The sequence below is a fragment of the Bradyrhizobium sp. USDA 3397 genome (assembly GCF_054060965.1).
Map to the genome: position 1 here is coordinate 1,568,229 of NZ_JBSSDS010000001.1, position 24,406 is coordinate 1,592,634.

The following is a 24,406-nucleotide window of genomic DNA, read 5'->3' on the forward strand; positions in this document are numbered from 1 at the left end:
CCAGAGCCAACTAGCAACAGACGGCAGTATCGACACCGGTCCCGCCCGATGGTGACAATCTTTTTTGATCTCGACGGCACGCTGACGAACCCGAAGCCCGGGATCACCCGCTCGATCCAATATGCGCTGGAACGGCTCGGCGTTCCCGTGCCGAGCGAGGACGAACTGACCTGGTGCATCGGCCCTCCGCTGCTTGCCAGCCTGCGCAAGCTCACCGGAGCCGATGAGCTCGCCGACCGCGCACTGCTGCTTTATCGCGAGCGCTTCAGCGATATCGGCCTGTTCGAGAACGAGGCTTACAGCGGAATTACGGACACGTTATCTTCGCTCGCAGCGACACGTCAGCGCATGTTCGTGGCGACCAGCAAGCCCGCCGTCTACGCCAGCCGCGTCGTCGATCATTTCGGGTTGAAGCCGTATTTCGAACGCGTGTTCGGCTCCGAGCTCGACGGCACGCGTGTCGACAAGCGCGACTTGCTTCGCTACGCGCTCGACGAGGCCAGCGTCGATGCGAACAGCGCGATCATGATCGGCGACCGCAGCCACGACGTGGTCGGCGCCAGGACCAACGGGATGACTGCCATCGGCGTGCTCTACGGCTACGGCAGCGAGGCCGAGCTGCGGGAGGCCGGCGCGCATCACATCTGCGCGGCACATCCCGAGCTGCTCGGCCATTGCGTCGCTTAGGTGCTGACCGTTTCGACCGCAGCAAGCATACCCGTCTTCGGGTGACAGTTCAGATATTCGAAGAACTGTTCATCGGCGGCTGCCACCGTCACCTCGTGATAGAGCCGCAGCTTGGCTGACGGCCCGAGCGTCGACAGATATTTCATAGCCGCGCCGAAGATCTTGACGTGAGTGGGATGCGACTCCGCCCAGCGTTCGAGCGCGGCGAGGCTCTTCCACCAGCTCTGACCGTAGGACTTTTCGCTCGCGCTGCCGTCGGCCGTCAGCACCTGCATATAGCGGTTGGCATAGCAGCCAATCGCGAGGCCATCATCGCGCAGAAAATCCATGCCCTCGCGTAGCACCGGTTCGACGTCGTCGAGATAGAGCTTTCGCTCGGATGCTTCCGTATCGCTCCAGTCCTGCCCGGACCGGATCAGGCAGAGATTATCGTGCGCCACGACTCTCAGCCGCGCGCCGTCGCGGATCAGCCCTAGAGTCCCCGCGGGCGCCATGGCATCGGTCTGTGATTGCGGGATGCGATCGCGCATGCCGCCCCAATAGGCGTGCTCCTGCACCTCACCGCTCATGCCCTCCGCAACGACGGCGATACCTTCCGGCCGATCGGGCGAGGAGAACAGCGTCTCGTGACGGGTCACAATGGGACGCAACACCTCGATGAAGGTACCGATGCCTTCGCGCTGCCGCCCGGTCCACATCTCGCGAGCTCGCGCGAACCAGGCATCAAAGCGCGCGAGATTGTCCCAATAAGCGACTGTGACAACATTCTCGGAGCCGGACTGATCGGCATAACGCGCACGGTCCCAATGTGACGGGCCGCCATCCATTGCGAACAATCCTGCGAGTTCTTTCAACGCGTCAATTGCTGCCGCCGGTGCCGCACCGCCATACTGAACACCGAAATAGGCCATCACGACCCGGCTGACCGAAGGCTTGTAGCGCGCCACGAAGGACGGATATGGCGGCTGGTAATCGTCCGGCACGCGCTTGTGGCGCGTGCGTGGCGTCTCGAGATGAGCAGGAACTGCGGATTCCATAGCCATGCCCTCCCCGTGATCGCCGCGATCAGCTTGCCGCCGCGGCAATGTCCATGGGCTCGACGGTGTCGGCCGGCAGCGCGAACTGCTCGACCCGCTGGTACCGCTTCTTGTTGAGCAGCAGCCGTGTGACGTCGGGCCGCGAATAATGGCCTGCGGGATCGGCGGCATTCTTGGCAACGCCGATGGCGCCGAGATCGATCTCTGCGATCAGCAGGCCTTCCTGATCGGGCGCCAGCTTGTCCCCGATCTGACTGCCGTCGGGGCCGTAGATGGCCGCAAAGCCGCCGCCGGCATGCAACAGCGCATTCTTGTCCGGCCGGTCGCAGAGCTCGTCGATCATGGCCTGCGAGACGGTGGCGCAGGGCGCGAGCACGAAGCAGGAGCCTTCCACCGCATAGACGCGCGAAGCCGCGTTGTTGACCTCGGCCCCTAATGCCGGCGCGAAGGGATCGTAGAGCGAGAAGCTCGGCCAGGCCGCGACATGGACCTGCTCGTTCTGAGCGTACATCGCGTATTTCGACAGCGGCTGCAGGTGCTCCCAGCAGCACAGCGCGCCGAGCCGGCCGATGTCGGGCCGCGCATGCACGGCAAGGTCGCTGCCGTCGCCTTCGCCATAGACCGTGCGCTCGGCATGGGTCGGCCGCAGCTTGCGGCGCTTTGCGATGGTCTCGCCATCGGGACCGATCAGCCATTGCGCGAGGTAAAGGCTGCCGCCATCGCGCTCGGACAGGCCGATCACGGCGGTGAGCTTTGCCTTGCGCACGGCCTCGCGCAGGCGCTCGGCCTGTGGGCTGTCATAGGACAGCGAGTTGTCGAAATAGCGCTGCACGAAGCCCCGCCCGATCGCCCAGGCCGGGGAATCCAGCCAGATGTGCCAAGGGTAGCCGGGGATGAAAGCTTCCGGAAAGGCGATCAGCTTGGCGCCCTTTTCCGCGGCCTCCCCGATCAGCGCAATCGACTTGTCGATCGAAGCGTCGAGATCGAGCCAGGCCGGAGCCGCCTGCACCACCGCAACCTTGTATTTCGGATGTTCGATGCCCATTGCCGCCTCCATTGCCGGTTGATCGCAAGCCACGTCCGATGCAGTCTATTTGGCCAAGCCGGGCGGCCAGGCGCTCGACCACGGCGGAACAAAAACTCGACTGGAAGGGATCGCCCGGTACGGAATTTGCCTCCGGTCAGGCTCGATCTGCGCCAACATGCGGTTTTGCAGGATGTGAAAGGGAGGCTGTCCTGATGCCAATCCAGTTCACGACAGACGGCAGTCCCGGCTACCGGCGGCTCGCGCTCTGGCAGGACATCGTCTGCGACGTCTTCGTCGGGCTCGACTGCAAGTCCGACCTCGGCAGCGCCTTTCATGGCTCGGTCACGCAGGCCTCGCTCGGCAAGGCCGTGTGCTCCGAGGTCTGCTCGGACCGCCAGCACGTCTTCCGCACACCGTCGCGCATCGCGCGCTCGGATCAGGACTTCGTCCTCGTCGCGCTCGGCAACCGCGGCAACGGTGGCGTTGCGCAGGACGGCCGCGAGACCGTGATCCACCCTGGCGAGTTCGCGATCTACGACACAACGCGCCCGTACGAGCTGAAGTTCAACGACAGTTTTACGCAGACCATCTTCAAGGTCCCACGCGAGATGCTGCAGCGGCGGCTCGGCGGCACCGAGACGCTGACCGCAATGTCATTTGGCGTCGACGCACCGCTCGAGCGGCTCGCCTATGATTTCATTGTCCGGCTCTGCCAGAATGCGGATAGCTTGGCTCCGGATACGGCCACGGCGCTGTCGGAGCAGGCAGTTGATCTGCTCGCGATGGCGTTGAGCGAGCGGCTCGGCAAGTCACCGCTGCCGTCCTCGACCCACCGCTCGGCCCTGCTCTACCGAGTGAAGGCGCACATCCGCGCGCACCTCGCCGATCCCGATCTCTCGGTCGCTGAGACCGCAGCCGCGCTCGGCATCTCCCCGCGCTATGTCAACGATCTTCTCGCAGACGAGGACACCTCCTTCCAGCGTCATGTCCTTGCCGAACGCCTCGCCCGATGTCGGAGGGATCTCGCCTCGCCTCTGCTCGCCCATCGCCACATCAGCGAAATCGCCTTCGCCTGGGGCTTCAACGACCTCTCGCATTTCGGCCGCGTCTTCCGCGATCATTTCGGGATGTCGCCGCGCGACTTCAGGCAGAGCCAGTTGCGGCATTGACGCTCCTACGGCGCGAGCGTTTCGCTCGGTGAGGCGACGCGGGCCTTCATCGCCTCGCTCATGGGAAGCCGGAGGTTCTGTCCCTTCGGCGGAATCGGCGCCTCGAACCATTTGGCATAGAGCTTGTCGAACGCGCCGGAGGCCATGTTCTCCTTGATCGCGGTGTCGACCAAGGCCTTGAACTCGGGATCTTCCCGACGGGTCATCAATCCGTAGTAGGACGGCGCATAGGTCGCGCCCAGCATCCGGAAGGCCTTCGGATCGGACGCGTTCGCGACGAGCCCGGCGATCAGGATGTCGTCCTCGAACCACGCCGCGGCGCGGCCCGTTCCCAGCATCAGCAGGGACTCGGCGTGATCCTTGGCCTGGATGATCGTCACGTTCAGTTTCTGCTCGCCGAGAACCTGCTTTGCGACCGCAACGTTCAACGAGCCCTGCGTGATGACGACCGTCTGCCCGTCGAGGCCCTTCGGCTCCATCACCCGCGACGCCGCAGACACCAGCCAGCGCGGTGATGCCACATAGGTCGCAACGGAGAACGAAACCTGCTTCTGACGTTCGGCAGTGTTGGTCGTGCTGCCGCACTCGACGTCGATGGTGCCGTTCTGGAGCAGCGGGATGCGATTGGACGCATTCACCGGGACATAGTCGATCCCCAGCTCCGGCCGCTGCAGCACGATCCTGATCTTGTCGGCCACCGCGGAGCAGAGATCGAGCGAGAGCCCGATCGGCTTCTGGTCCGATCCGAGATAGGCGAATGGGATGGAAGCCTCCCGATAGCCGAGGCTGATCTTGCCGACCTCTCTGATCTTGTCGAGGGTTGGGCTGGCCGCTTGCGCCGTCGGAACGTCCAACAGCGCAAGCGAAAGTACGGCCAGGGCAAGCGTCGGCGCGTGTCTGCGGATCATGTCGGCCTCCGGACTGTTGATCATGCGGCGGAATTTCGCGACAACTCGTCGAGGCTTTCCCTCAAGGATCGATCCAGGATCTCGACGGCGCGGTCGATCTCCTCGGTCGAGACGGTCAGCGGCGGGGCGATGCGCCACACCGATCCGCGCTCGGGCCGGCGGCGGATGTTCATGCTCAGCCCATGTTCAAAGCACTTCTTCGTCGTCAGGCCGCCGAGCTGGTGGGCCGCGCGCCGACTGTTGCGGTCGGTGACCAGCTCGACGCCGAGCAGAAGCCCCATGCCCCTGATGTCGCCGATCTGCTCGTATTTCTGCTGAAGACCCTCGAAGTGGTCGCGCAGATAGGCGCCCATGACGTTGGCACGCTCGACCAGCTTCTCCTCCGCGATCACACGCAGCACCGCGAGCCCGACCTCGGCCAGCAGCGGATCGGAGACGTGGCTGGTGTAATAGGTAAAGTGATCCTCGTGCAGCTTGCTCTCGATCGCCTCGGTGGTCGATACAGCCGCGAGCGGCAGCCCGCCGCCGAGCGTTTTCGACATCGTTATGATGTCAGGCACGACACCGAAATGTTCCGATCCCGTCTTCCGGCCGATGCGTCCGAACGCCGTCTGGGCCTCGTCGAAGATCAGCAGCATTCCGCGGTCGTCGGCGGCTCTACGTAGCGCCTCCATGAAGGCCTTTGGCGGCACCAGCACGCCGCCGGCGCTGATCACGGGCTCGGCGATGATCGCCGCGCCCCGCCCGCTCGACTGCATGTCGAACATTTTCAGCGCCAGCTCGAGATTGGCGAGCGCGGATGCTTCCTCACTCCCCTTGTCGATGTAGGGACGATAGGCATTCGGCTCGGGGATGACGAACACGCCGGGCGGCGGCACACCATAGCCCTTGCGGTCGCTCGCCATCGAGACCGAGGCGGCGCCGCCGGTGATGCCGTGCCAGGAGCCGCCGAGGACAAGGACCTCATAGCCGCCGGTGTACATCTTGGCCATCCGGAGCGCGACTTCAGTCGCCTCCGAGCCGGTGTTGATGAAGATCGAGCGCTTGAGATCGCCGGGCAGCCAATCCGTCGCCAGCACCTGGGCGAGCTCGGCCACCACTTCGGGAATCATCCCGCTGAACATATGGAACGCCTTCTTCCCGGCCCGCTCCACCGCCGCGACAATAGCAGCGTGGTTGTGGCCGATCGTCGCGCACATCTGCCCCGAGGTGAAATCGAGATAGTCGCGCCCGTCGCTGTCGGTGACGATGGTCCCCTTCGCGGTCGTAAAAAGGTTCGGGAACACGTCTCCGCCGTACCGCACCAGGAATTCGTCGGCGGCTTGTTTCAGCGCTGAAGTCATGGCGTCTCCTTAAGCAAGCGGCATCTGCCGCGCGCGGGGCACGGGCGGCGATGCGGAGCCTGCTCGCCGGTCTCGGGTCAGGTTGTGGGCACGCAGCTGTTGCGTCGGGGCGTTCGCGGTACGAAACTTGCCAGTGCAATGGAGAAATTCGTAACCGGGCAGACATGATGGGCGCCAGTTCAAAAAACTCAGCAGCCGATGAAGCAAGCTCAACGGGGCGGCCGCGCATGCCGCCGCTGAAAGCGCTGTCGGCGTTCGAAGCTGCTTCCCGCCACGGCAGCTTCAGCCGCGCTGCCGAGGAGCTCGGGGTCACGCCTTCCGCGATCAGCCATCACATCCAGAACCTCGAAGATTTTCTCGGCGTGCGCGTGTTCTCGCGGCAGGCCGGCCGTGCCGTACTTACCAACGCCGGCCGCCTCTATGCCGGCGAGATCGAGCGCGCGTTCGGCACGATCATGGGTGCGACGCGGCTGGTGGCGCCGCAATCGCAGCGTGATCATTTGTTCATCGCCAGCGGACCGAGCTTTGCCGCCAAATGGCTACAACCGCGGATCGGAGATTTCATCGGCCAGCATCCGGAGATCGGGATCAGACTGTCGACCATCGCCGATCTGCGCGATCTCGAAACCATCCGCTTCGACCTCGCGATCGCCTATGGGCGCCCACCAGTCGTGAACGACAGGCAGATTGAGCCGCTCCTCGCCGAGCGCCTGCGCCCGCTCTGCAGCCCGCGGCTGATCGAGCAGCTCGACCTGCGCGAGCCCGGCGATCTCGCGCGCGCCACGCTGATCCATTCCTCGAACGCGCTGACCTGGACCGATTATCTGCGCAAGGTCACAGGCGCGATCATCAAGGCGCGTCACGAATTGTGGTTCGACCGCTCCACCATGGCGATCGATGCAGCCGTCGAGGGGCTTGGCGTGGTGCTGGAGAGCGAGATCCTTGCCGCCGAGGAGCTGGACAAGGGCACGCTCATCGTACCGTTCCGCGAACCCAAATTCGAAGTGGAGACGATCTCCTACTATCTGGTGCGCTCGGCTGAGGCGAAAGGGCGTAGCCATGTCAGCGCGTTCGAGGCTTGGCTGCGCGCGAAGATCTCGGCTGCAAACTTGCAGACCACGAGCGTAGCCTAACAAATACGGACTACCAAGCAGAGCCGCCATGTGAGCGCGTGATAGGACAAGGCACCCGCTTGCGCTAAACTCGGCACCAAGGCCGTACCGATCAACGAGCGGCCAGCCGAGGAGCAGATCGATGGAATACCGACGCTTGGGCCGGTCCGGCCTCATGGTGCCTGCCTTGAGCCTGGGAACGGGCACGTTCGGCGGCGTCGGCCGCCTTGCGGCATGGGGCACGACGGACGCGACCGAGGCGCGGCGTCTTCTGGACATCTGCCTCGAGGCCGGCGTGTCGATGTTCGACACCGCGAATGTCTACTCGCTCGGCGAGTCCGAGCGGGTGCTCGGTGAGGCCATCAAGGGTCGCCGCGACAAGGTCCTGATCTCGACCAAGGCGACCTTCCGCTTTGGCGACGGTCCCAACGATATCGGCTCGTCGCGTGAGCACCTGCTCAAAGCCATCGACGGTTCGCTGAGCCGGCTCGGCACCGATTACATCGATCTGTTCCAGCTCCACGGTTTCGATGCCTTCACGCCGCCCGAAGAGGTGCTCTCGACTCTCGACGTGCTCGTGCGCGCCGGCAAGATCCGCTATGTCGGCGTCTCGAATTTCTCGGGCTGGCACCTGATGAAGTCGCTCGCTGTCGCCGACAAGCACGGTTTTCCGCGTTACGTCGCCAACCAGACCTACTACTCCCTGATCGGGCGCGACTACGAATGGGAGTTGATGCCGCTCGGCCTCGACCAGGGGTTGGGCGCCGTGGTCTGGTCGCCGCTCGGCTGGGGGCGCCTCACCGGAAAGATCCGCCGCGGTCAGCCGAAACCGGAAGTCAGCCGCCTGCCCAAGACGGCCGAATTCGGACCGCCCGTCTCGGACGAGCACGTCTACCGTGTCGTCGATGCGATCGACGAGATCGCAAAGGAGACCGGCAAGAGCGTATCGCAGATCGCGCTGAACTGGCTGCTGCAGCGCCCGACGGTCTCGACGCTGATCATCGGCGCACGCAACGAGACCCAGCTGCGCGAAAATCTCGGCGCGGTCGGCTGGTCCTTGACCAAGGACCAGGTCGCAAAGCTCGATGCCGCGAGCACGGTGACGCTGCCCTATCCCTACTGGCACCAGCGCGTGACCTTCAGCGACCGCAATCCACCGGCGGTGTAGGACAGCTGCATCAAGCGCGCTTGGGTAAGCCGGCGCGCTGGCAGCGCGGTTCCGGAACTATCGCGACCCTGCCCTGTTGGCGCAATACTCGGCATGTGGCCGAGTTCGATTCGCCAACGATACGCCGCTCACGATGTCGACAGTCACCATCGAGCATGCCGACGGCCTGCCGCAGCCGCAACGCAATCAGGCGGTGCTGACCATTGCGTTCGGCATCGTCATGGCGGTGGTCGACAGCACCATCGTCAATGTGGCGCTGCCGACGATCGCGGCCGATCTCGATGCGACCCCGGCCTTGTCGATCTGGATCGTCAGCGGCTACCAGCTCGCGATCACGATCTCGCTGCTGCCGCTGGCTTCGCTCGGCGAGATCGTCGGCTATCGACGCGTCTATCTGGTCGGGCTGGCGCTGTTCACGCTGTCATCGGCCTTCTGTGCGCTGGCCCACACGCTGCCGACGCTGACGATCGCGCGCATCCTCCAGGGCTTTGGCGCGGCCGGCATCATGAGTGTCAACGCGGCGCTGGTGCGTTTCACCTATCCGCGTAGCCTGCTCGGCCGCGGCATCGGGCTCAACGCGCTCGTCGTCGCCTTCTCGGCCGCGATCGGCCCGACGCTCGCCGCCGGCATCCTCGCAGTCGGAAGCTGGCCCTGGCTGTTCGCGATCAACGTGCCGCTCGGCGTGGTGACGCTGGTGCTGGGCCTGCGCAGCCTGCCGCACACCAAGCCCGCGAGCCGCTCCTTCGACTGGCAGAGTGCGGGGCTGTCGGCGATCACGTTCGGCGTCGGCATCGCGGCGGTCGACAGCGTCGGTCATGGCGAGGCCGCGATCACCTGTCTCGTGCAATTCGCCATCGCGATCGCCGCGGGTGCGCTGCTGATCTATCGCGAGACTCACATGACCTCGCCGCTCTTGCCGGTCGACCTGCTGCGTATCCCCGTTTTCGCGCTGTCGATTGCGACCTCGATCGCGTCGTTCTGCGGGCAGATGCTCGCCTTCGTCGCTATCCCCTTCTATCTCCAGAGCCGCTTCGGCTATTCGGCCGTGCATATGGGCCTGTTGATCACGCCATGGCCGATTGCATTGGCGTTTGCGGCCCCCCTCGCCGGCCGCCTGGTCGAGCATTATCCGGCCGGCCTGCTCGGCGGTATTGGGCTCACGCTATTCGCCTGCGGCCTTGGCGCGCTGGCCTTCTTGCCGGCGACGCCAACGCCGCTCGACGTGATCTGGCGGATGGCGCTCGCCGGCGCCGGCTTCGGTCTGTTCCAGACCCCCAATAACCGTACCATGATCGCAGCCGCCCCGCGCGAGCGCGCCGGCGGCGCCAGCGGCATGCTGGGAACGGCGCGCCTGCTCGGCCAGACCACCGGAGCGGCGCTGGTGGCGCTGTTGCTCGGACGGTATCCGGTTGAGGGGACCAGGCTGGCGCTCCTTGTCGGCGTTGGATTTGCGCTCTGCGGCGCGATGCTGAGCATGCTGCGGCTTTCCACAGCCGGCGCGCGCGGTGCCGAGCACGTCCGCGTGCAGGACGATCAGCGCCTCCGGGGCGACTGAAACCGGTTCACTGTACGGATAGCCAACAAAAAAAGGCCGGCTCTCAGCCGGCCTTTTTCGATTTGTCACCTGTGCCGATCAAACCTTGACCAGCGGCCCCTTGGAGGTCGGCCCCTTCGAGCCGCCGGGGCCACCCGGCTTGGATTTGCCCGGCGGGCGCTTGCGGGTGCCGGGCAGCTTCTCCTGCTTCGGCGTGACCGGGCCCTCGACGAATTCGAAGCCGATCTTCTCCTTGGTCTCGTCGGCCTCGTCCTTGACGAGCACGACGCGAACGTGGCCGCCGCCCTTCAGCTTGCCGAACAGCACCTCGTCCGCCAGCGGCTTCTTGATGTGCTCCTGGATCACGCGCGCCATGGGACGTGCGCCCATCTGCTCGTCGTAGCCGTGCTGGACCAGCCAAGCCTTCGCCGGCTCGGACAGCTCGATAGTCACGTCGCGGTCGCCGAGCTGCGCCTCGAGCTGAAGCACGAACTTCTCGACCACGGTGCCGATCACCTCGACGCTGAGATGGCCGAACGAGACGATGGCATCGAGACGGTTGCGGAATTCCGGCGCGAACTGCCGGTTGATCGCCTCGTGGTCGTCGCCTTCCCGCTTCGACCGGGTGAAGCCGAACGCCTGCTTGGCGAGATCCGCCGCACCGGCATTCGTGGTCATGATCAGGATCACGTTGCGGAAGTTGACCTGCTTGCCGTTGTGGTCGGTGAGCCGGCCGTGGTCCATGATCTGGAGGAGCACGTTGTAGAGGTCGGGATGCGCCTTCTCGATTTCGTCGAGCAGCACCACGCAATGCGGATGCTGGTCGACGCCGTCGGTGAGCAGGCCACCTTGGTCGAAGCCGACATAGCCGGGAGGCGCGCCGATCAGGCGCGACACGGTGTGCCGCTCCATGTACTCGGACATGTCGAAGCGCAGCAGCTCGACGCCGAGCGTCGCCGCGAGTTGTTTTGCCACTTCCGTCTTGCCGACGCCGGTGGGGCCCGAGAACAGGTAGCAGCCGATCGGCTTCTCCGGCTCGCGCAGGCCGGCACGCGCCAGCTTGATCGAGGCGGCGAGTGATTCGATCGCCTTGTCCTGCCCGAACACGGTGCGCTTCAAGGTCTGCTCGAGATGCTTGAGCACCTCGGCGTCGTCCTTCGACACGCTCTTCGGCGGGATCCGCGCCATCGAGGCGATCGTGGTCTCGATCTCCTTGATGCCGATGGTCTTCTTGCGCTTGTTCTCGGCGACCAGCATCTGCGCCGCGCCGGACTCGTCGATCACGTCGATCGCCTTGTCGGGCAGCTTGCGGTCGTGGATGTAGCGCGAGGAGAGCTGCACCGCCGCCTCGATCGCCTCATTGGTGTACTTCAGCCGGTGATAGTCCTCGAAGTACGGCTTGAGGCCCTTGAGGATCGCGATGGCGTCCTCGACCGTGGGCTCGTTGATGTCGATCTTCTGGAAGCGCCGCACCAGCGCGCGGTCCTTCTCGAAGTGCTGGCGATATTCCTTGTAGGTGGTCGAGCCCATGCAGCGGATCGTGCCCGAGGCGAGCGCGGGCTTGAGCAGGTTCGAGGCGTCCATCGCCCCGCCCGACGTCGCGCCCGCACCGATCACGGTGTGGATCTCGTCGATGAACAGGATGGCGTTGGGATGCGCCTCGAGCTCCTTGAGCACCTGCTTCAGGCGCTCCTCGAAGTCGCCCCGATAGCGGGTGCCGGCAAGCAGCGTGCCCATGTCCAGCGAGAACACGGTGGCCGCCGCCAGCACCTCCGGCACTTCGCTGTCGACGATGCGCTTGGCGAGCCCTTCTGCGATCGCGGTCTTGCCGACGCCGGCTTCACCGACGAACAGCGGGTTGTTCTTCTGCCGGCGGCACAGCACCTGGATCGCGCGATTGATTTCGGAATTGCGTCCAATCACCGGATCGATCTTGCCGTCGCGCGCCTTCTTGTTGAGGTTGACGCAATAGGTCTCGAGCGCCTCGCCCTTCTTCTTGGCGTCCTCGTTACCCTTGGTCTCGGTCTCCTCGTCGACGCCGCGCACCGGCCGCGCCTCGGAGACGCCCGGCCGCTTGGCAATGCCGTGGCTGATGTAGTTGACAGCGTCGTAACGCGTCATGTCCTGCTCCTGCAGGAAATACGCGGCATGGCTCTCGCGTTCGGCAAAGATCGCGATCAACACGTTGGCGCCGGTCACCTCTTCGCGACCGGACGACTGCACATGGATCACCGCGCGCTGGATCACGCGCTGGAAACCGGCGGTCGGCTTAGCGTCGTCGGCGCCATCCGTCACCAGGTTCTCGAATTCGGTCTCAAGGTAGTTGACGAGGCTCGTACGGAGCTTGTCGAGATCGACGCTACAGGCGCGCATGACCGCGGCTGCATCGGAGTCGTCGATCAAGGAGAGCAAGAGATGCTCGAGCGTCGCGTATTGGTGATGACGCTCATTTGCGATCGCCAGCGCACGATGCAGGGATTGTTCAAGGCTTTGGGAAAAAGTCGGCATTCGCGTCCTCTATGGCCCCCACCATCATGATCGTCATCGCCCGGTCAGGCAACAACAACCTTTGTCACATATAGTTATACAAGACCGCGGCGAAAGACCGGTTCCGCCACTCGGCGGCGACACACTTGCGGCATTTTTCGATGCAAAACCCGTTCCGGTTTGGGCGGGATCGGCGCCGGCGCAGAATTCCGTAGTTTTGCCGGCTGCAGCCCACCGCGCGCAGCCGCTACGCGACAATCACACTGCGGCTTGTACAGGAGCGGGCTTCAAACGCGCCGCAAGCCGTCTTACTTCTTTTCCATCACGCATTGCAGCGGGTGCTGGTGCTTGCGGGCGAAATCCATCACCTGCGTCACCTTGGTCTCCGCGATCTCGTAGGTGAACACGCCGCACTCGCCGATCCCGTGATGATGGACGTGCAGCATGATCTTGGTCGCGGCTTCGATGTCCTTGTTGAAGAACTTCTCCAGCACGTGAACGACGAACTCCATCGGCGTGTAGTCGTCGTTCAGGATCAGCACGCGATACAGGTTCGGCCGCTTGGTCTTGGGCTTGACCTTGGTGATGACCGACGTGCTCGGACCCGAGGGAGTACCCGAACGGTTGTCGTCATTGCTCATGCGAGGCGCGTCGGCAGCGGCTGGCGCGGACAGATCGAGGCTGGAAGTCAATTGCAGCATGGCACAGGCGTTCAAATTCCCCACGGAAGCGAATGGCGGTCACCGCGCGACCCCGCCCTTCGGAGCCTGGCGCAGGCGCGCCGCCTTGGATCGCCGCTCCCGGCAAATGCGGTCGAGGCCGGATCGCTCGCCAGCAATATGGCCCTGCCCCCGGCCCGCCGCAAGCTCGCGGGGGTTCAGCCCAGGCGGTCGCAGCAGTCCCGATTCCCGGTCCGGGCGATCCTGATTAGGTTAATCAATCCGGAGCGATTTGACAAAAACTTCCGCCGGGCACGTTTAGAACGTATTGACCAGGAACCCGGCCGTTAACCCGGCTGCGACGGTTTTCCGCAAAACGCTCCGGTTTTCTACGGTCCAATTTACCTGCCATTCAATGGCATGGCGCGAAATCGGGCAAAATACAGATTTCGGGGATCGTCATGTCTGGTCTGCCCCTCGTCAGCCGCCTTGGTCGACAACTCGCCCGTTTCGCAGCGGCCGAGCAAGGCAACATCGCAGTGATCTTCGCCATTGCGCTCGTTCCAGTGCTGAGCTTCGTCGGCGCGGCGATCGACTATAGCCGTGCGGCCCAGGCGCGTACCGCAATGCAGTCGGCCCTCGATTCCACCGCGCTGATGCTGTCACGGGACCTGTCCGCCGGCACCATCTCGACGTCTCAGATCGCCACCAAGGCCCAATCCTATTTCAACGCCTTGTTCACGGACACCAAGACCCTGCCCTCGGTCAGCGTCGGCGCCACCTACAACGCGAGCACCAGTATCGGCTCGACGATCCAGCTGACCGGAACCGGCACCTACACGACCAGCTTCATGAAGATCGCCGGCTTCCCGACCCTCGACGTCGGCACCTCATCCACCAGCGCCTGGGGCCTGACGCGCATGCGCGTGGCCTTGGTGCTCGACGTTACGGGATCGATGGCGTCCGACGGCAAGATGCCGGCGATGCAGACGGCCGCGAAGAACCTGGTCGACCAGCTCAGCGCGCTCGCGAAGACCAACGGCGACGTCTATATCTCGATCGTGCCGTTCGCCAAGGACGTCAACGTCGGCAGCAGCAACTACACGAAGAGCTGGATCGACTGGTCCGACTGGGAGGCTGTGAACGGGACCTGTAGCAACTCTTCCTACACGAGACAGTGGACCTGCGTTAACAACGGCAAGACTTGGACACCGAGGAACCACAACACGTGGAACGGGTGTGTCACCGATCGTGACCAGGACTATGACACCAAGAACACGACTCCAGTGAGCAGCAATTCGGCTACGCTTTTCCCGGCCGAGCAATATTCCTACTGCAACTCCAGCAATTCGGCCTACATCCAGCCGGTCATGCCGCTCAGCTACGATTGGACCTCGCTCAAATCTCTGATCGACAAGCTGGTTCCGACCGGCAACACCAACCAGGGCATCGGCCTTGCCTGGGGCTGGATGACGCTGTCGGCGGGCGAGCCCATGAATGCCCCGGCCAAGGACACGAACTACACCTACAAGGACGCAATCGTCCTGCTCTCCGACGGTCTCAACACGCAGAACCGCTGGTATAGCGGCGCTTCGCAGATCGACGCCCGGCAGAAGATCCTCTGCGACAACGCCAAGGCCCAGCCCAACAACATCACGATCTATACGGTGCAGGTGAACACCGGCGGCGATCCGACCTCGAGCGTGCTGCAATATTGTGCTAGCGGCAGCGACAAGTTCTATCTGGTCACTTCGGCGAGCCAGACGGTCTCGGTGTTCAAGGATATCGGCACTTCGCTGTCGAAGCTGCGCGTCGCACGCTGACGGTCGCATCGCTCACAACAAAAAGCCCGGCTGGTTCAGCCGGGCTTTTCGATTCCAGGATGTCTCGAGACGTTACTGAGCGGCCGGGGTGAACTTCGACACGATGGTCTCGACCGGCTTGAACGCCTGCTTGGCGAGGTCGCTGTAGAGGCCGGCAATCTTCTGCGATTCCGCGACGAAGGTTTCGTAGGCGGAACGGGCAAAATCGGTCTGCGCTTCCATCGCCTTGTCCAGCGACTTCACGCCGGAAAGCTTCTCGACGAAGGACTTGGTGTCTTCGAACGACTTCTTCGTGTAGTCGCCATAGGCGCTGGCGATCGCCTGGAGGCCGTGCTGCACCGAGGTCGCGGAGGCAACGCACTGCTCGAACTGCTCTTTCCCGTAGCTCTGGAAGTCTTCAACCTTGAACATTTCGGAATCCTTTTCCCTGGCTCGCGTCGGGAAGCCCCGGCTCCCTGACTCCGCCCAAAATTAGTGCAACGCACAAAAAAAGTCAAGAATCTTGTGCGTCGCACAAATCCGGCGCAAATCGCAGAGATTCCCGGGGTTTCCCGCAAGGGTTCCTTAAGCTTTTGGAAACCGGGCCACCCTACCTTGATTCCCTGGACGTGGTCACTTCCGCGAGCGGCCAAAAGCCGTTTGAGAACATCACCTTAGCCAGAACAGCGGCTCGGGTCCAACTTCCCCCGCGGCCAACACCAGCGGAGGGACAGCCTGAGCAGGTAATGATCCCGGGTCGGTCGGGCACAATTTCGCCTCACGAGCCGGTGATCAAGTCAGAAACGGGGACGGGGTTCCATGCTTCGTAAAAACTTGTCTGCCTCGCGCTGGGCGCGGGTTGGCGTTTTCGGGCTTCTTACGGTCACCACCGCAGTCATCTTCACCATCGACGCAGCCGAGGCGCGGCGCCATCGTCGACATTATGCGCACCACCGGGTGCAGCACGACGTGTCCGAGAGCTCCAGCTCGAAATTCGCGTCCATCATCATCGACGGCAATTCCGGCGCAGTGCTCCAGGCGACGAGCCCTGACGCGATCCGCCACCCGGCCTCGCTGACCAAGATCATGACGCTCTATCTGCTGTTCGAGCGCCTCGAATCCGGCAAGATGAAGCTCGACACCGAGATGCCGGTGTCCAAGCACGCCGCCGACCAGGATCCGACCAAGCTGAATCTGCGTGCCGGCCAGACCATCCGCGTCGAGGACGCGATCAAGGGCCTCGTCACCCGTTCGGCCAACGACGCAGCTGTGGTAATCGCGGAAGCGATCGCCGGTGACGAGGACGACTTCGCCCGGATGATGACGCGCAAGGCGCGCTCGCTCGGCATGTCCAGGACGGTTTACCGCAATGCCAACGGCCTGCCCAACGACGAGCAGGTCACGACCGCGCGCGACCAGGCCACGCTGGGTCGCGCCATTCAGGAGCGCTTCCCCCGCTACTATCGCTATTTCGCGACCTCGACGTTCAATTGGCGCGGACAGTCGATCCGCAACCACAATCGCCTGCTCGGCAGTGTCGAAGGCGTGGACGGCATCAAGACGGGCTACACCCGCGCCTCCGGCTTCAACCTCGTCAGCTCGATCCGCCGCGGCAATCGGCACCTGATCGGCGTGGTGCTCGGCGGCCGCAGCGGTGGCTCGCGCGACGCCATCATGCGCAACCTGCTCGCGGAGAACCTCGACAAGGGTGCGACCGTCCGCACCGTCGCCGCGGTCACGGAGCGCAACGGCACTGAAGCCAACACCGATGTCGCCGATGCCTCGGATATGCCGGCACGGCCCGCCCTGCCGGTCCAGGCCGCGGCGGCCCCTGCTCCCGAAGCCGCCCCGTCGCGCCTCGCCGCGCGTCTGTCGACGCTGGCCGCAGCGACTGCGGCGATGCCGCCCGCTCACTCCAAACCCGAAGCTCGGCCGACGGAGTCCAAGGTGGAGCCGGCGCCGCTCACCAATGGCGTGATCTCGAGCCAGCCGCTCTCCATCATCCCCGGCTCGTCCGAGCCGATGAAGCCGGTTCGGGTCAAGACCGTTCAGGTCAAGGCCGGCGCCGTGAAGGTCGCCTCCGCGGCTCCGGCCCAGGGTGGTGTCCAGGTCGTTGCGCCACCGGTCACCAGCACCGTCCCGCACCGCTCCGACGTCGCGGAAACCTCCGGCGCCGTCGTCGCCAGGGCAGATCTCATCAACAAGCCGGAGGCGGTGAGCCAGCCCGAAGCGCCGAAGGCCGAGATGGCCCGCACCGAACTGCCGCGGCAGCCGGCGGGCTTCGGTACCGGCAACGGCATTCTCGGCGTGCTGCCGGCGGCAACCGCCGCCACACCGGCTCCCGCCGCACCCAAGCTCGCCTCGGCCGACCCGACGCCGCAGCCGATCCAGATGAGCGCCACCGCCAAGCCCGCCGTCACCCACAGCGGCTGGATCGTCCAGGTCGGTGCGCTCGAGAGCGAGAACGAAGCTCAGCAGCGCATCGACGCGGCCCGCAACTCGGCCCGCGGCCTGCTCAGCAAGGCGGACCCGTTCACCGAGCCCGTCGTCGCCAAGGACAATCGCAAGCTTTACCGCGCCCGCTTCGCCGGGCTCGAGCGCGATCAGGCCGAAGCCGTCTGCCGCACCTTGAAGCGTGCCGAGATCTCCTGCATCACCGTTCGCAACTGATTTCCTTCTCCGCTCCAGACCAAATGCCCGCGCCTTGCGCGGGCATTTTCGTTTTGGTGCGGCGGTGATGCGCAGGCTGTTCCGGACAAGGCTGTTCCACGACAACCTCTCGTCAAGGATTTACGGTTAAAACTTTGCTCAAGGGGATCGACCACGCCGACAAGGGCGGGCAACGGCAGACAGAGCAAACGGAGCTCACGCGGTACGGGCGTTTGTAGCGTTGGTGCCGGAGTTAGCCGTTATGCGTGCGAAGCAGAGTATCCTTGGCCTCGTTTACCCGGGCAGCGAGATACGTCGAGCCCCCCTGGTCGGGATGGAGTTTCTTCATCAGGGACTTGTGGGCCCGGCTGATGTCGTCGCGCCCCGCTCCCGGCTGCAAGCCAAGGATCTGATAGGCTTCCTCCGCCGTCATTTTGCTGCTCGCCGCCGTGCGGCGCTGCCGCCCTGCCGTATCGCCCTGCGCGTTCTGACGCCAAGCGGGAAACCGGCGGTCCAGATAGCTTTCAAGTAAGGCCACGCTCTCTGCGTCGAACGTCGAGACCATCGCGAGCAAGCCGGCGAGATCGAATTCGTCGAGATTGCGCCCGGCATGAGGCCCCGCAACGATCTGGCCGGAAAGCTGGCCGGAATCGTGGTCGAGCCGCATGTCCAGGAATTGCGAGCGCACCCGCGAGGCCTGCCCGGACGGGCGCGTCGCACCGCCGCCGAACACCCCGCCGACATTGCCGAAGCCGGCTTTCGCGAGTGGTGTCCAGCCGAGCAGGCCCGCGCCGAAAATTCCGAGCGGGATCGCAACCGCCAGCTCGCCGCGCAAGCCGGTGAAGGCCGCAACCACCAGCGCCAGCACGCCGCCGCCGAACTTGAGGGTGCGCGCCAGCACCGCTGGATTGGCGGAGCGGAACATCTGGAGCAGCAGGTACAGCGTGATAACGGCGACAGCGCCGGCGATCAGGGTCATGGCCGGAATATAGTCGTGCTGTTGTCAAAAAGCATGGCGTCCAGCGCCGCAAGCCGCACCGGCCGGGCCGCTATTTCATCTGGCTGATCAGCTTCGCCGCGCCACTCACGCTTCCGGCCAGCTTCAACAGCGCCTCACGTCCACCCGCGGCATAGGCCGCAGCTGCCCGCAACAGCTCGCGCAGCTGCGCCGCCGCACCGGGATCGAACCGGCACCAGGCACCGCCAGTCAGCCGCGTGATCTCGCGGAACGCCTGTTCGGCGACCGCGTCATGGCCTTCCTGAAAGACGAATACGGGCACCTTGAGCATGCCGAGCTCGCCGGCCTTGGCGCAGAGCTCGTCGATGTCTTCCTCCATGGCATCGCCGACGAAGACCACGGCCCGCACGCCGGATGCGACTGCCTCGCGCCTGGCCTCGCTCAGGACCTTGCCGATCTGGGTATCGCCGCCGCGGCAATCGATCTTGCTCATCAGCGTCGCCAGCCTGGCGCTGTCTGAAATCCAAGCCGTGGCGCGGCACTCGTTGAGGCCGCGATAATAGACCAGCCGGATGTCGAGACTGCCGAGCGCTGCGGTCTCGCGAAACATGTCAGCCTGGAGCGCGCAGGCCATGTCCCAGGTCGGCTGCCGGCTCATGGTCGCATCCAGCGCGAAGATCAGCCGCCCCCTCGCGCCCGGGGCATGCGGCGAGAGGGTCCGCGCCTTGGCAACGAACGCGGCGATGTCTTCCGAGGTCGAGGTTTGCGCTTGCGGCAGCACGCTGTCTGCTCGCGCAGTGACGGCATCGCGGCCGCGCGGTTTGATGGGTTCGCCCGACATCGCTGCTACACCTTGCGTCAGCAGCTAATGTGGTCAGCACATGCGGCCCGGTCAATGCGCAAAGCCTCCGCAGGCGGGTACCGGCGGAGGCTTCGAGGATTGGTGCAGTCGAGCGGCGACGTCAGCTCGGCAAGCTCTTGGAAGTTAGCTCTTGGAGGTCAGCGCTTGGAAGTCAGATCTTGGAAGTCAGCTCTTGGCAGGAGCCATCAAGGCAACCGGGCCCGGCTCGAGGATCTTGGGCGGGGCGGACTGCGTGTCGACCGGCGCGATCTCGCTGTCGGTCGCGCTCAGGAACTTGTCGAGCATGCTCTGGATCGAGCTTTTCGCCACATCCGGACCGGTATCACGCATGTCGTTGTGCTGGAACTCGGTCTTCACGACCTGAATGCCCGCCTTCTCGCATTCCTCGTCGGTCGGAATCACGCCGGCATCGGCCTTGAACTGCGGATCCTGGGAGCGGAACGACAGGATCTTGAACTTGCCGGCGGTGACGAAGGGCACGCGCAGATTGTCGAGGGTGACGACCTTCTTGACCTCATCCGGATACTGCTTGGCGAAGTACATGGTGATGTCGCCGCCCATGGAATGGCCGACCATCGTCACCTTGTCGTAGTCGGCGTTGGGCTGAACCTTCTTCATCTCCTGCACGGCGAGATGGATGTTGGCGACACCGCGAAGTATCTGCGGCAGCCGGCCGACATAGAGCTCGCCGGGCTTGGTGACCATCGGAGGATCAGTCGGCAGATCGTGCTGCGGGCTCATGACCATGTAGCCGCGCGCAGCGAAGATGTTGGCGAGGAAGCCATACTCGGTGTTCTTGACGGTGTTGCCGTGATTGATCACTGCGACGGGCAACTTGATCATGCCGGCATTGGCCTGCATTTCCTTGTCGCGGCGCACCGCGATGGACACGGGCACCGGACGGTTGTCGCGCGAGGCATCGTAGAACGTGATGGTCTCGTGCCTGATCGCCCACTTGCTCGCCGTGAAATAGGCGATGCCGCAGAGGGCACTGACCGAAACCAGAACGGCAATTCCACGCTTCATTTTCGTCCTCAGCCTCAGGCCTAAGCGGCCTGAATCCCTGTTGAAAATCGTGTTCTCCGGGGCTCTTCGTCCCCTTGTCGCCTATTCCCTAATATATGTCACAGCAGCGTGACAGGAAGGCTAAATGTTGTGAACCGGCAGCCCTTTCATTGTGCGTTGCACTCGTTCGGTGAGCACCCCATTCTCATACCGCTACGTGAGGGTGCAGGTCCCTATTCGACGCAACCGGTCTTGATCGGGTTCGACTCGCGGTAAACGCAGGGTGAAAACGCACGCGGCGCAGTCCCGGTTCCCGCGCCAGCCGAAGGCCCGGATCGGCCGGGAGTAGCCTTATACCGCGAGGTCAGGCGCCAAGGATATCGTGGACCTCGAGCGGCTTGTCGACCTGGCTGAACCACTCGGCCCGGTTGGCCGCGCGGCGGCGGCCGCGCTCGTCGAGCGGGAGCTTGAGCTGGCGGAGCAGGCTCGTCACCTCCTCCCGCGCGGTGAGATGGCCGAGATTGGGCCGCATGCCCAGCGTGGCCTCGTCGATATCGTCCAGGGCGGTCAGACCCCGCGGGAAGAATTCGCGGTACACGACGCGCTCGGCGAAGCCATCGACGTAGCGGAAGCCGAGCCGCAGCGACAGATCCTTCAGGCCCTCGGCGACGAGCTGCTTGTTGCGCGAGCCGAGCATCGACAGGCGGTTGCGCACGACGATCCAGTCGGTGGTCGCGCCGTCGAGCTGGCGTCGCTTGCGCCTGACATCACGCACCATCTCGGCGTAGTGGCTCTCGCCCGTCACTGCGTAAGTCGCGGGATCGACGGTGCCGAGCACGTCGAAATCGAGGAAGCTGTCGTTGATCGGCGTGACCAGGGTGTCGGCCATCGAATGCGCGAGCCGCATCAGATAGCTGTCGGTGCCGGGCGTATCGATAACGATGAAGTCGAAGCTGCTCTCGACCGCGGAGACGGCTTCCATGAACTGCTGGAACTCGGAATTCTCGTTCTCGGCAATCTGCATGGTCTCGCCGAGCTTGATGCAGCGATGCACCGGAAGCTCGAGGTCGAGCTTGGTACGTTGCGCCCAGGCGGACCGGTTGCCGATGTAGCGCGTGAAGCTCTGCTGGCGGCAGTCGAGGTCGATGGTGGCAACGCGCTGGCCGGCTTTCAGAAGCGCAACGGCGATGTGCAAGGCCGTGGTCGATTTGCCGGAGCCGCCCTTCTCGTTGCCCAGCACGATCACGTGCGCCGAGCCGGATTGGCCTTGGCTAGCCTGCACAAGCATGGCGATCCTCAACACCCCTTGCGAATATCTTCGAGTTGACCGCGTCACCGGTCAAGTGAAATGCGTGACAGGAAATGCAAATTGCAATGCGCCGTTCTTCACGATGTATCGCGGCGCCGTCTTTCGTCTGTGAACCAGTCCACAACGTCGCGACGTTCTACGCCGCCTTGCGCGGGATGCTGTGCCGCATCCGGATGCATGGCGTCCACGATCTCCGCTTGTTAAGGTTAGCCGGCCGGGGGCGACGCCCGCACCTGCGCCCCTTCCCAATCGTCGAGTCCCGATGTCAGCAAGCCCATTGATCGCCCGCACGGTCCCTGCCCTGCGACGCGCCGTCGACAATCTCCGCAAGCGAAAGGCCACGATCGCGCTGGTCCCGACCATGGGGGCGCTCCATGACGGGCATGTGTCGCTGGTTCGCCTCGCCAAGCGGCGCGCCAGCCGCGTCGTGGTGTCGATCTTCGTCAACCCGACCCAGTTCGCTCCGACCGAGGATTTCGGCGCCTATCCGCGCACCTGGAAGGCAGACATCGCCAAGCTCGCGGCCGAGGACGTCGATATCGTCTGGCACCCGGGCGTCGCGGCCATGTATCCGGAGGGGTTTGCCACCCGCATCGTGCCGGAGGGGCCGGCGCTCGCCGGCCTCGAGGACCGCTTCCGCCCGCACTTCTTCGGCGGTGTCGCCACTGTCGTCGGCAAGCTGTTCACGCAAGTCCGGCCGGATGTCGCGATCTTCGGCGAAAAGGATTTCCAGCAATTGCGCGTGGTGACGCAGATGGCGCGCGACCTCGACCTCGGCGTCAAGGTGATCGGCTCCCGCACCGTGCGCGAGCGCGACGGACTCGCGATGTCCTCGCGCAACGTCTACCTCTCGCCCGAGGAGCGCCAGACCGCCATTGTCCTCTACCGCGCCATGAGAGAGAGCGCCGGGCGCATCCGTGCCGGCGATTCGATCGCGCCGGCGATGGCCGGCGGTGCGGAGATGATCAAGGCGGCCGGCTTGGTGCTCGACTATTACGAGGTCCGCCATGCCGAGACGCTGGCACCGGTCACCTCGCGCAAGGACGGCCCCTTGCGGATCCTGGTCGCGGCCAAGCTCGGCACCACCCGGCTGATCGACAATATGGCTGTTTAGAGCAGTCCGAGGTCACGCAGCTCGCGCCGCATCGGCTCCGGCATCGCCGCAATCGAGCCGGCCGCGGACTTGCCGAGATCGGCCGGCACGGAATCGTCGGTCAGATAGCGCCAGCCCTGGAACGGGCGCATCGGCCGCGGCGAGACCGAGATCACTTTCGGCTGCATCACGATCCGGCAGCGCCCGATGCCGTCCTTGTCGCGGAACGGCTCGATGCCGATGATCTTTTCGCGCGCGGCAATCTCGCCCTTGATCACCCAGTAGAGCGAGCCGCCGGCGAGGATCTCGGCGTCGCGCTTGGGCACCATGCGGGTGATGTGGATGTGATGTTGCGGCAGACCCTTCTTCTTGGCGGTCTGCATCCGTTCGGCCACCCACTCCTTCAATTCCTTGACGGAGTCGCAGCCGACGGCGAGCTTGATCAGATGGAGTGGCATGCCCAAGCATTAGCCGGGCAACCCAGCATTTGGAATGCCGATCTACTCGTTATCCGCAGGCGCGGGGGCGGCGGTCGAGGCCGGCGGCGGCGCGAGCGGAACCGGCGCCGCAGGCGCACGCGCAGCCTTTTGGGGCGGCGGCTTCTTCGCAGCCGGCGGGCTCGATGCCGGAGGCGCTGCGGCCTGTGCGGAGGCCGCGGCCGGCGCACGCGGTGCTGCCGCCGCATTTGCGGCCGGCGCGGCCTGGCGGGTCGCCGCCGTGGGCTCCGGATTCATGATGCTCACCGGCGGCGTCGAGGACGCGCTCGGGAACTCGGCATTGGTCGGCCTGCCCGTCGGCATTGACGGCGGCAGTCCGGCGAGCGCGGCGTTGGCGGGCATCGCCGCTGAGGCTGCTGCGGGCGCGTTCCAGGTCGGCGCATAGCGCGCGACCAGGGTCTCGTAGAGATGGGAGTCCATGTTGGCGGCAACCTGCTGCTGGTCGGTCAGCGAGCGGAACGCAGCGCAATCGAACTGCGTGCAGCCGTCGCGCGCCACCAGCACATGTGCAACGAGACCGTAACGATCCCGCTCGAGCGACTTGCGCAGCACCTTCATGTCGAGGGTCAGGCTCTTCTCCGCCGTGGCGACATCGCCGAGCGCGGTCAGGCGGTCGATCCTGGCGGCGGTGTAGGAGACCGCCGCGGCCGCAGCGTCAGGCGCGCCGAACAGCGCCTTCTCGCAGCCGGCGCCAACGGCATCGCCGGCGAGATCGTCGAGACAGGACAGCGCAGGCAGGCTCGCGCTCACCACAGCTTGCGCGCGCGCCTCGGCAGGAGCGGACGGCGCGTCCGGTCCATAGAGACGCACCGTGGCTGCGCCGGCGATCGCGATGGATAGCAGGGTAATGACGGTCAGCGCGCCATTCGCGACCGATCTGTCGGCGCGCAACAGCGTGATCAGCAGAATCAATCCGAAGAATCCGGCAGCCGCCAGGGTCATCCAAATCGGGAAGGCCGGCGAGAGCCAGATTTGGTCGAGCGAAGTGGCCCATGCCCAGTTCATGCGCGACGTCCCCTCACGCGAGCAAAGAGCGGATGGTCAAGCGAGCACCGCGAGTCGGCAACTGCCCCGCCCACCCTTGTGAAGGTGAAGCGGGC

General features: G+C 64.7%; 21 protein-coding genes. 8 read left to right on the forward strand and 13 right to left on the reverse strand.

Annotation, left to right across the window (positions count from 1 at the left end; all coding sequences use genetic code 11):
- Positions 1–48: 48 nt before the first annotated feature.
- Positions 49–687: an HAD family hydrolase gene (locus ACVWYQ_RS07360; RefSeq protein ID WP_456725550.1), complete on the forward strand. Its 639-nt coding sequence runs from the start codon at positions 49–51 to the stop codon at positions 685–687.
- On the opposite strand, the gene ACVWYQ_RS07365 is transcribed toward ACVWYQ_RS07360, so the two are convergent.
- Together ACVWYQ_RS07365 and ACVWYQ_RS07370 are read right to left on the reverse strand one after the other, a co-directional pair.
- Positions 684–1,724 (reverse strand): phenylacetaldoxime dehydratase family protein, encoded by a 1,041-nt coding sequence (locus tag ACVWYQ_RS07365; RefSeq protein ID WP_456725551.1) that lies wholly within the window; start codon positions 1,722–1,724, stop codon positions 684–686. The two genes, ACVWYQ_RS07360 and ACVWYQ_RS07365, sit on opposite strands and share 4 nt — an antisense overlap.
- Before the next feature lie 28 nt (positions 1,725–1,752).
- Entirely contained in the window at positions 1,753–2,769 is a 1,017-nt protein-coding gene (locus ACVWYQ_RS07370; protein WP_456725552.1) for a carbon-nitrogen hydrolase family protein, read from the reverse strand.
- Between the two features lie 194 nt (positions 2,770–2,963).
- Between ACVWYQ_RS07370 and ACVWYQ_RS07375 the strand changes: the two genes are divergently transcribed.
- Positions 2,964–3,920 carry an AraC-like ligand-binding domain-containing protein gene (locus ACVWYQ_RS07375; protein WP_404540630.1) on the forward strand — a complete coding sequence of 319 codons (957 nt, stop codon included), beginning with the start codon at positions 2,964–2,966 and terminating at the stop codon, positions 3,918–3,920.
- A 5-nt stretch (positions 3,921–3,925) separates the two neighbouring features.
- On the opposite strand, the gene ACVWYQ_RS07380 is transcribed toward ACVWYQ_RS07375, so the two are convergent.
- Positions 3,926–4,828 (reverse strand): amino acid ABC transporter substrate-binding protein, encoded by a 903-nt coding sequence (locus ACVWYQ_RS07380; protein ID WP_271538203.1) that lies wholly within the window; start codon positions 4,826–4,828, stop codon positions 3,926–3,928.
- Positions 4,829–4,848: 20 nt separating this feature from the next.
- Positions 4,849–6,171, reverse strand: coding sequence for an aspartate aminotransferase family protein (locus tag ACVWYQ_RS07385; protein WP_271538205.1), 1,323 nt, complete (start codon positions 6,169–6,171; stop codon positions 4,849–4,851).
- Between the two features lie 227 nt (positions 6,172–6,398).
- On the opposite strand from ACVWYQ_RS07385, the gene ACVWYQ_RS07390 reads away from it, so the two are divergent.
- The 3 genes from ACVWYQ_RS07390 (at position 6,399) to ACVWYQ_RS07400 (ending at position 10,006) form a co-directional block, all read left to right on the forward strand.
- The gene (locus ACVWYQ_RS07390; RefSeq protein ID WP_271538207.1) at positions 6,399–7,304 is read left to right on the forward strand and encodes a LysR substrate-binding domain-containing protein; all 906 of its coding nucleotides are present in this window, start codon (positions 6,399–6,401) and stop codon (positions 7,302–7,304) included.
- Between the two features lie 121 nt (positions 7,305–7,425).
- On the forward strand, positions 7,426–8,451 hold the full coding sequence (locus tag ACVWYQ_RS07395; RefSeq protein ID WP_157286657.1) for an aldo/keto reductase: 1,026 nt from the start codon (positions 7,426–7,428) through the stop codon (positions 8,449–8,451).
- 133 nt (positions 8,452–8,584) lie between these two features.
- On the forward strand, positions 8,585–10,006 hold the full coding sequence (locus ACVWYQ_RS07400; RefSeq protein ID WP_271538209.1) for an MFS transporter: 1,422 nt from the start codon (positions 8,585–8,587) through the stop codon (positions 10,004–10,006).
- A gap of 78 nt (positions 10,007–10,084) precedes the next feature.
- Here ACVWYQ_RS07400 and clpA read toward each other — a convergent pair whose 3' ends face one another.
- Complete coding sequence (gene clpA / locus ACVWYQ_RS07405) at positions 10,085–12,493, reverse strand: ATP-dependent Clp protease ATP-binding subunit ClpA (RefSeq protein WP_036015184.1); 2,409 nt, start codon at positions 12,491–12,493, stop codon at positions 10,085–10,087.
- 287 nt (positions 12,494–12,780) lie between these two features.
- Positions 12,781–13,113, reverse strand: a complete 333-nt coding sequence (gene clpS, locus ACVWYQ_RS07410; protein ID WP_036015195.1) for an ATP-dependent Clp protease adapter ClpS — start codon at positions 13,111–13,113, stop codon at positions 12,781–12,783.
- 479 nt (positions 13,114–13,592) lie between these two features.
- On the opposite strand from clpS, the gene ACVWYQ_RS07415 reads away from it, so the two are divergent.
- Positions 13,593–14,954, forward strand: coding sequence for a TadE/TadG family type IV pilus assembly protein (locus ACVWYQ_RS07415; RefSeq protein ID WP_275510167.1), 1,362 nt, complete (start codon positions 13,593–13,595; stop codon positions 14,952–14,954).
- A 72-nt stretch (positions 14,955–15,026) separates the two neighbouring features.
- Here ACVWYQ_RS07415 and ACVWYQ_RS07420 read toward each other — a convergent pair whose 3' ends face one another.
- The gene (locus ACVWYQ_RS07420) at positions 15,027–15,365 is read right to left on the reverse strand and encodes a phasin family protein (protein WP_028135884.1); all 339 of its coding nucleotides are present in this window, start codon (positions 15,363–15,365) and stop codon (positions 15,027–15,029) included.
- Positions 15,366–15,752: 387 nt separating this feature from the next.
- Between ACVWYQ_RS07420 and ACVWYQ_RS07425 the strand changes: the two genes are divergently transcribed.
- Positions 15,753–17,603, forward strand: a complete 1,851-nt coding sequence (locus tag ACVWYQ_RS07425) for a serine hydrolase (RefSeq protein ID WP_404540619.1) — start codon at positions 15,753–15,755, stop codon at positions 17,601–17,603.
- Positions 17,604–17,835: 232 nt separating this feature from the next.
- Here the strand turns inward: ACVWYQ_RS07425 and ACVWYQ_RS07430 are convergent, their stop codons facing one another.
- The 4 genes from ACVWYQ_RS07430 to ACVWYQ_RS07445 all read right to left on the reverse strand — a co-directional run bounded on the left by ACVWYQ_RS07430 (position 17,836) and on the right by ACVWYQ_RS07445 (position 21,695).
- Positions 17,836–18,561: a DnaJ domain-containing protein gene (locus ACVWYQ_RS07430; RefSeq protein WP_404540616.1), complete on the reverse strand. Its 726-nt coding sequence runs from the start codon at positions 18,559–18,561 to the stop codon at positions 17,836–17,838.
- A 70-nt stretch (positions 18,562–18,631) separates the two neighbouring features.
- The gene (locus tag ACVWYQ_RS07435) at positions 18,632–19,381 is read right to left on the reverse strand and encodes a vWA domain-containing protein (protein WP_404540613.1); all 750 of its coding nucleotides are present in this window, start codon (positions 19,379–19,381) and stop codon (positions 18,632–18,634) included.
- Positions 19,382–19,567: 186 nt separating this feature from the next.
- Positions 19,568–20,428: an alpha/beta fold hydrolase gene (locus ACVWYQ_RS07440; protein WP_157286663.1), complete on the reverse strand. Its 861-nt coding sequence runs from the start codon at positions 20,426–20,428 to the stop codon at positions 19,568–19,570.
- 343 nt (positions 20,429–20,771) lie between these two features.
- Positions 20,772–21,695: a division plane positioning ATPase MipZ gene (locus tag ACVWYQ_RS07445; protein ID WP_225125063.1), complete on the reverse strand. Its 924-nt coding sequence runs from the start codon at positions 21,693–21,695 to the stop codon at positions 20,772–20,774.
- Between the two features lie 283 nt (positions 21,696–21,978).
- On the opposite strand from ACVWYQ_RS07445, the gene panC reads away from it, so the two are divergent.
- Complete coding sequence (gene panC / locus ACVWYQ_RS07450) at positions 21,979–22,830, forward strand: pantoate--beta-alanine ligase (RefSeq protein WP_404540609.1); 852 nt, start codon at positions 21,979–21,981, stop codon at positions 22,828–22,830.
- Here panC and ACVWYQ_RS07455 read toward each other — a convergent pair.
- Together ACVWYQ_RS07455 and ACVWYQ_RS07460 are read right to left on the reverse strand one after the other, a co-directional pair.
- Complete coding sequence (locus ACVWYQ_RS07455) at positions 22,827–23,267, reverse strand: DUF1489 family protein (protein WP_036015220.1); 441 nt, start codon at positions 23,265–23,267, stop codon at positions 22,827–22,829. The two genes, panC and ACVWYQ_RS07455, sit on opposite strands and share 4 nt — an antisense overlap.
- 42 nt (positions 23,268–23,309) lie before the next feature.
- Entirely contained in the window at positions 23,310–24,311 is a 1,002-nt protein-coding gene (locus ACVWYQ_RS07460) for a hypothetical protein (protein WP_404540606.1), read from the reverse strand.
- Positions 24,312–24,406 lie beyond the last annotated feature (95 nt).

Excerpts from the sequence above, each read along its gene's own strand:
- ACVWYQ_RS07360 (WP_456725550.1), top strand. The coding sequence starts at position 49 with ATGGTGACAATCTTTTTTGATCTCGACGGCACGCTGACGAACCCGAAG.
- ACVWYQ_RS07365 (WP_456725551.1), bottom strand. The coding sequence starts at position 1,724 with ATGGAATCCGCAGTTCCTGCTCATCTCGAGACGCCACGCACGCGCCAC.
- ACVWYQ_RS07370 (WP_456725552.1), bottom strand. The coding sequence starts at position 2,769 with ATGGGCATCGAACATCCGAAATACAAGGTTGCGGTGGTGCAGGCGGCT.
- ACVWYQ_RS07375 (WP_404540630.1), top strand. The coding sequence starts at position 2,964 with ATGCCAATCCAGTTCACGACAGACGGCAGTCCCGGCTACCGGCGGCTC.
- ACVWYQ_RS07380 (WP_271538203.1), bottom strand. The coding sequence starts at position 4,828 with ATGATCCGCAGACACGCGCCGACGCTTGCCCTGGCCGTACTTTCGCTT.
- ACVWYQ_RS07385 (WP_271538205.1), bottom strand. The coding sequence starts at position 6,171 with ATGACTTCAGCGCTGAAACAAGCCGCCGACGAATTCCTGGTGCGGTAC.
- ACVWYQ_RS07390 (WP_271538207.1), top strand. The coding sequence starts at position 6,399 with ATGCCGCCGCTGAAAGCGCTGTCGGCGTTCGAAGCTGCTTCCCGCCAC.
- ACVWYQ_RS07395 (WP_157286657.1), top strand. The coding sequence starts at position 7,426 with ATGGAATACCGACGCTTGGGCCGGTCCGGCCTCATGGTGCCTGCCTTG.
- ACVWYQ_RS07400 (WP_271538209.1), top strand. The coding sequence starts at position 8,585 with ATGTCGACAGTCACCATCGAGCATGCCGACGGCCTGCCGCAGCCGCAA.
- clpA (WP_036015184.1), bottom strand. The coding sequence starts at position 12,493 with ATGCCGACTTTTTCCCAAAGCCTTGAACAATCCCTGCATCGTGCGCTG.
- clpS (WP_036015195.1), bottom strand. The coding sequence starts at position 13,113 with ATGAGCAATGACGACAACCGTTCGGGTACTCCCTCGGGTCCGAGCACG.
- ACVWYQ_RS07415 (WP_275510167.1), top strand. The coding sequence starts at position 13,593 with ATGTCTGGTCTGCCCCTCGTCAGCCGCCTTGGTCGACAACTCGCCCGT.
- ACVWYQ_RS07420 (WP_028135884.1), bottom strand. The coding sequence starts at position 15,365 with ATGTTCAAGGTTGAAGACTTCCAGAGCTACGGGAAAGAGCAGTTCGAG.
- ACVWYQ_RS07425 (WP_404540619.1), top strand. The coding sequence starts at position 15,753 with ATGCTTCGTAAAAACTTGTCTGCCTCGCGCTGGGCGCGGGTTGGCGTT.
- ACVWYQ_RS07430 (WP_404540616.1), bottom strand. The coding sequence starts at position 18,561 with ATGACCCTGATCGCCGGCGCTGTCGCCGTTATCACGCTGTACCTGCTG.
- ACVWYQ_RS07435 (WP_404540613.1), bottom strand. The coding sequence starts at position 19,381 with ATGTCGGGCGAACCCATCAAACCGCGCGGCCGCGATGCCGTCACTGCG.
- ACVWYQ_RS07440 (WP_157286663.1), bottom strand. The coding sequence starts at position 20,428 with ATGAAGCGTGGAATTGCCGTTCTGGTTTCGGTCAGTGCCCTCTGCGGC.
- ACVWYQ_RS07445 (WP_225125063.1), bottom strand. The coding sequence starts at position 21,695 with ATGCTTGTGCAGGCTAGCCAAGGCCAATCCGGCTCGGCGCACGTGATC.
- panC (WP_404540609.1), top strand. The coding sequence starts at position 21,979 with ATGTCAGCAAGCCCATTGATCGCCCGCACGGTCCCTGCCCTGCGACGC.
- ACVWYQ_RS07455 (WP_036015220.1), bottom strand. The coding sequence starts at position 23,267 with ATGCCACTCCATCTGATCAAGCTCGCCGTCGGCTGCGACTCCGTCAAG.
- ACVWYQ_RS07460 (WP_404540606.1), bottom strand. The coding sequence starts at position 24,311 with ATGAACTGGGCATGGGCCACTTCGCTCGACCAAATCTGGCTCTCGCCG.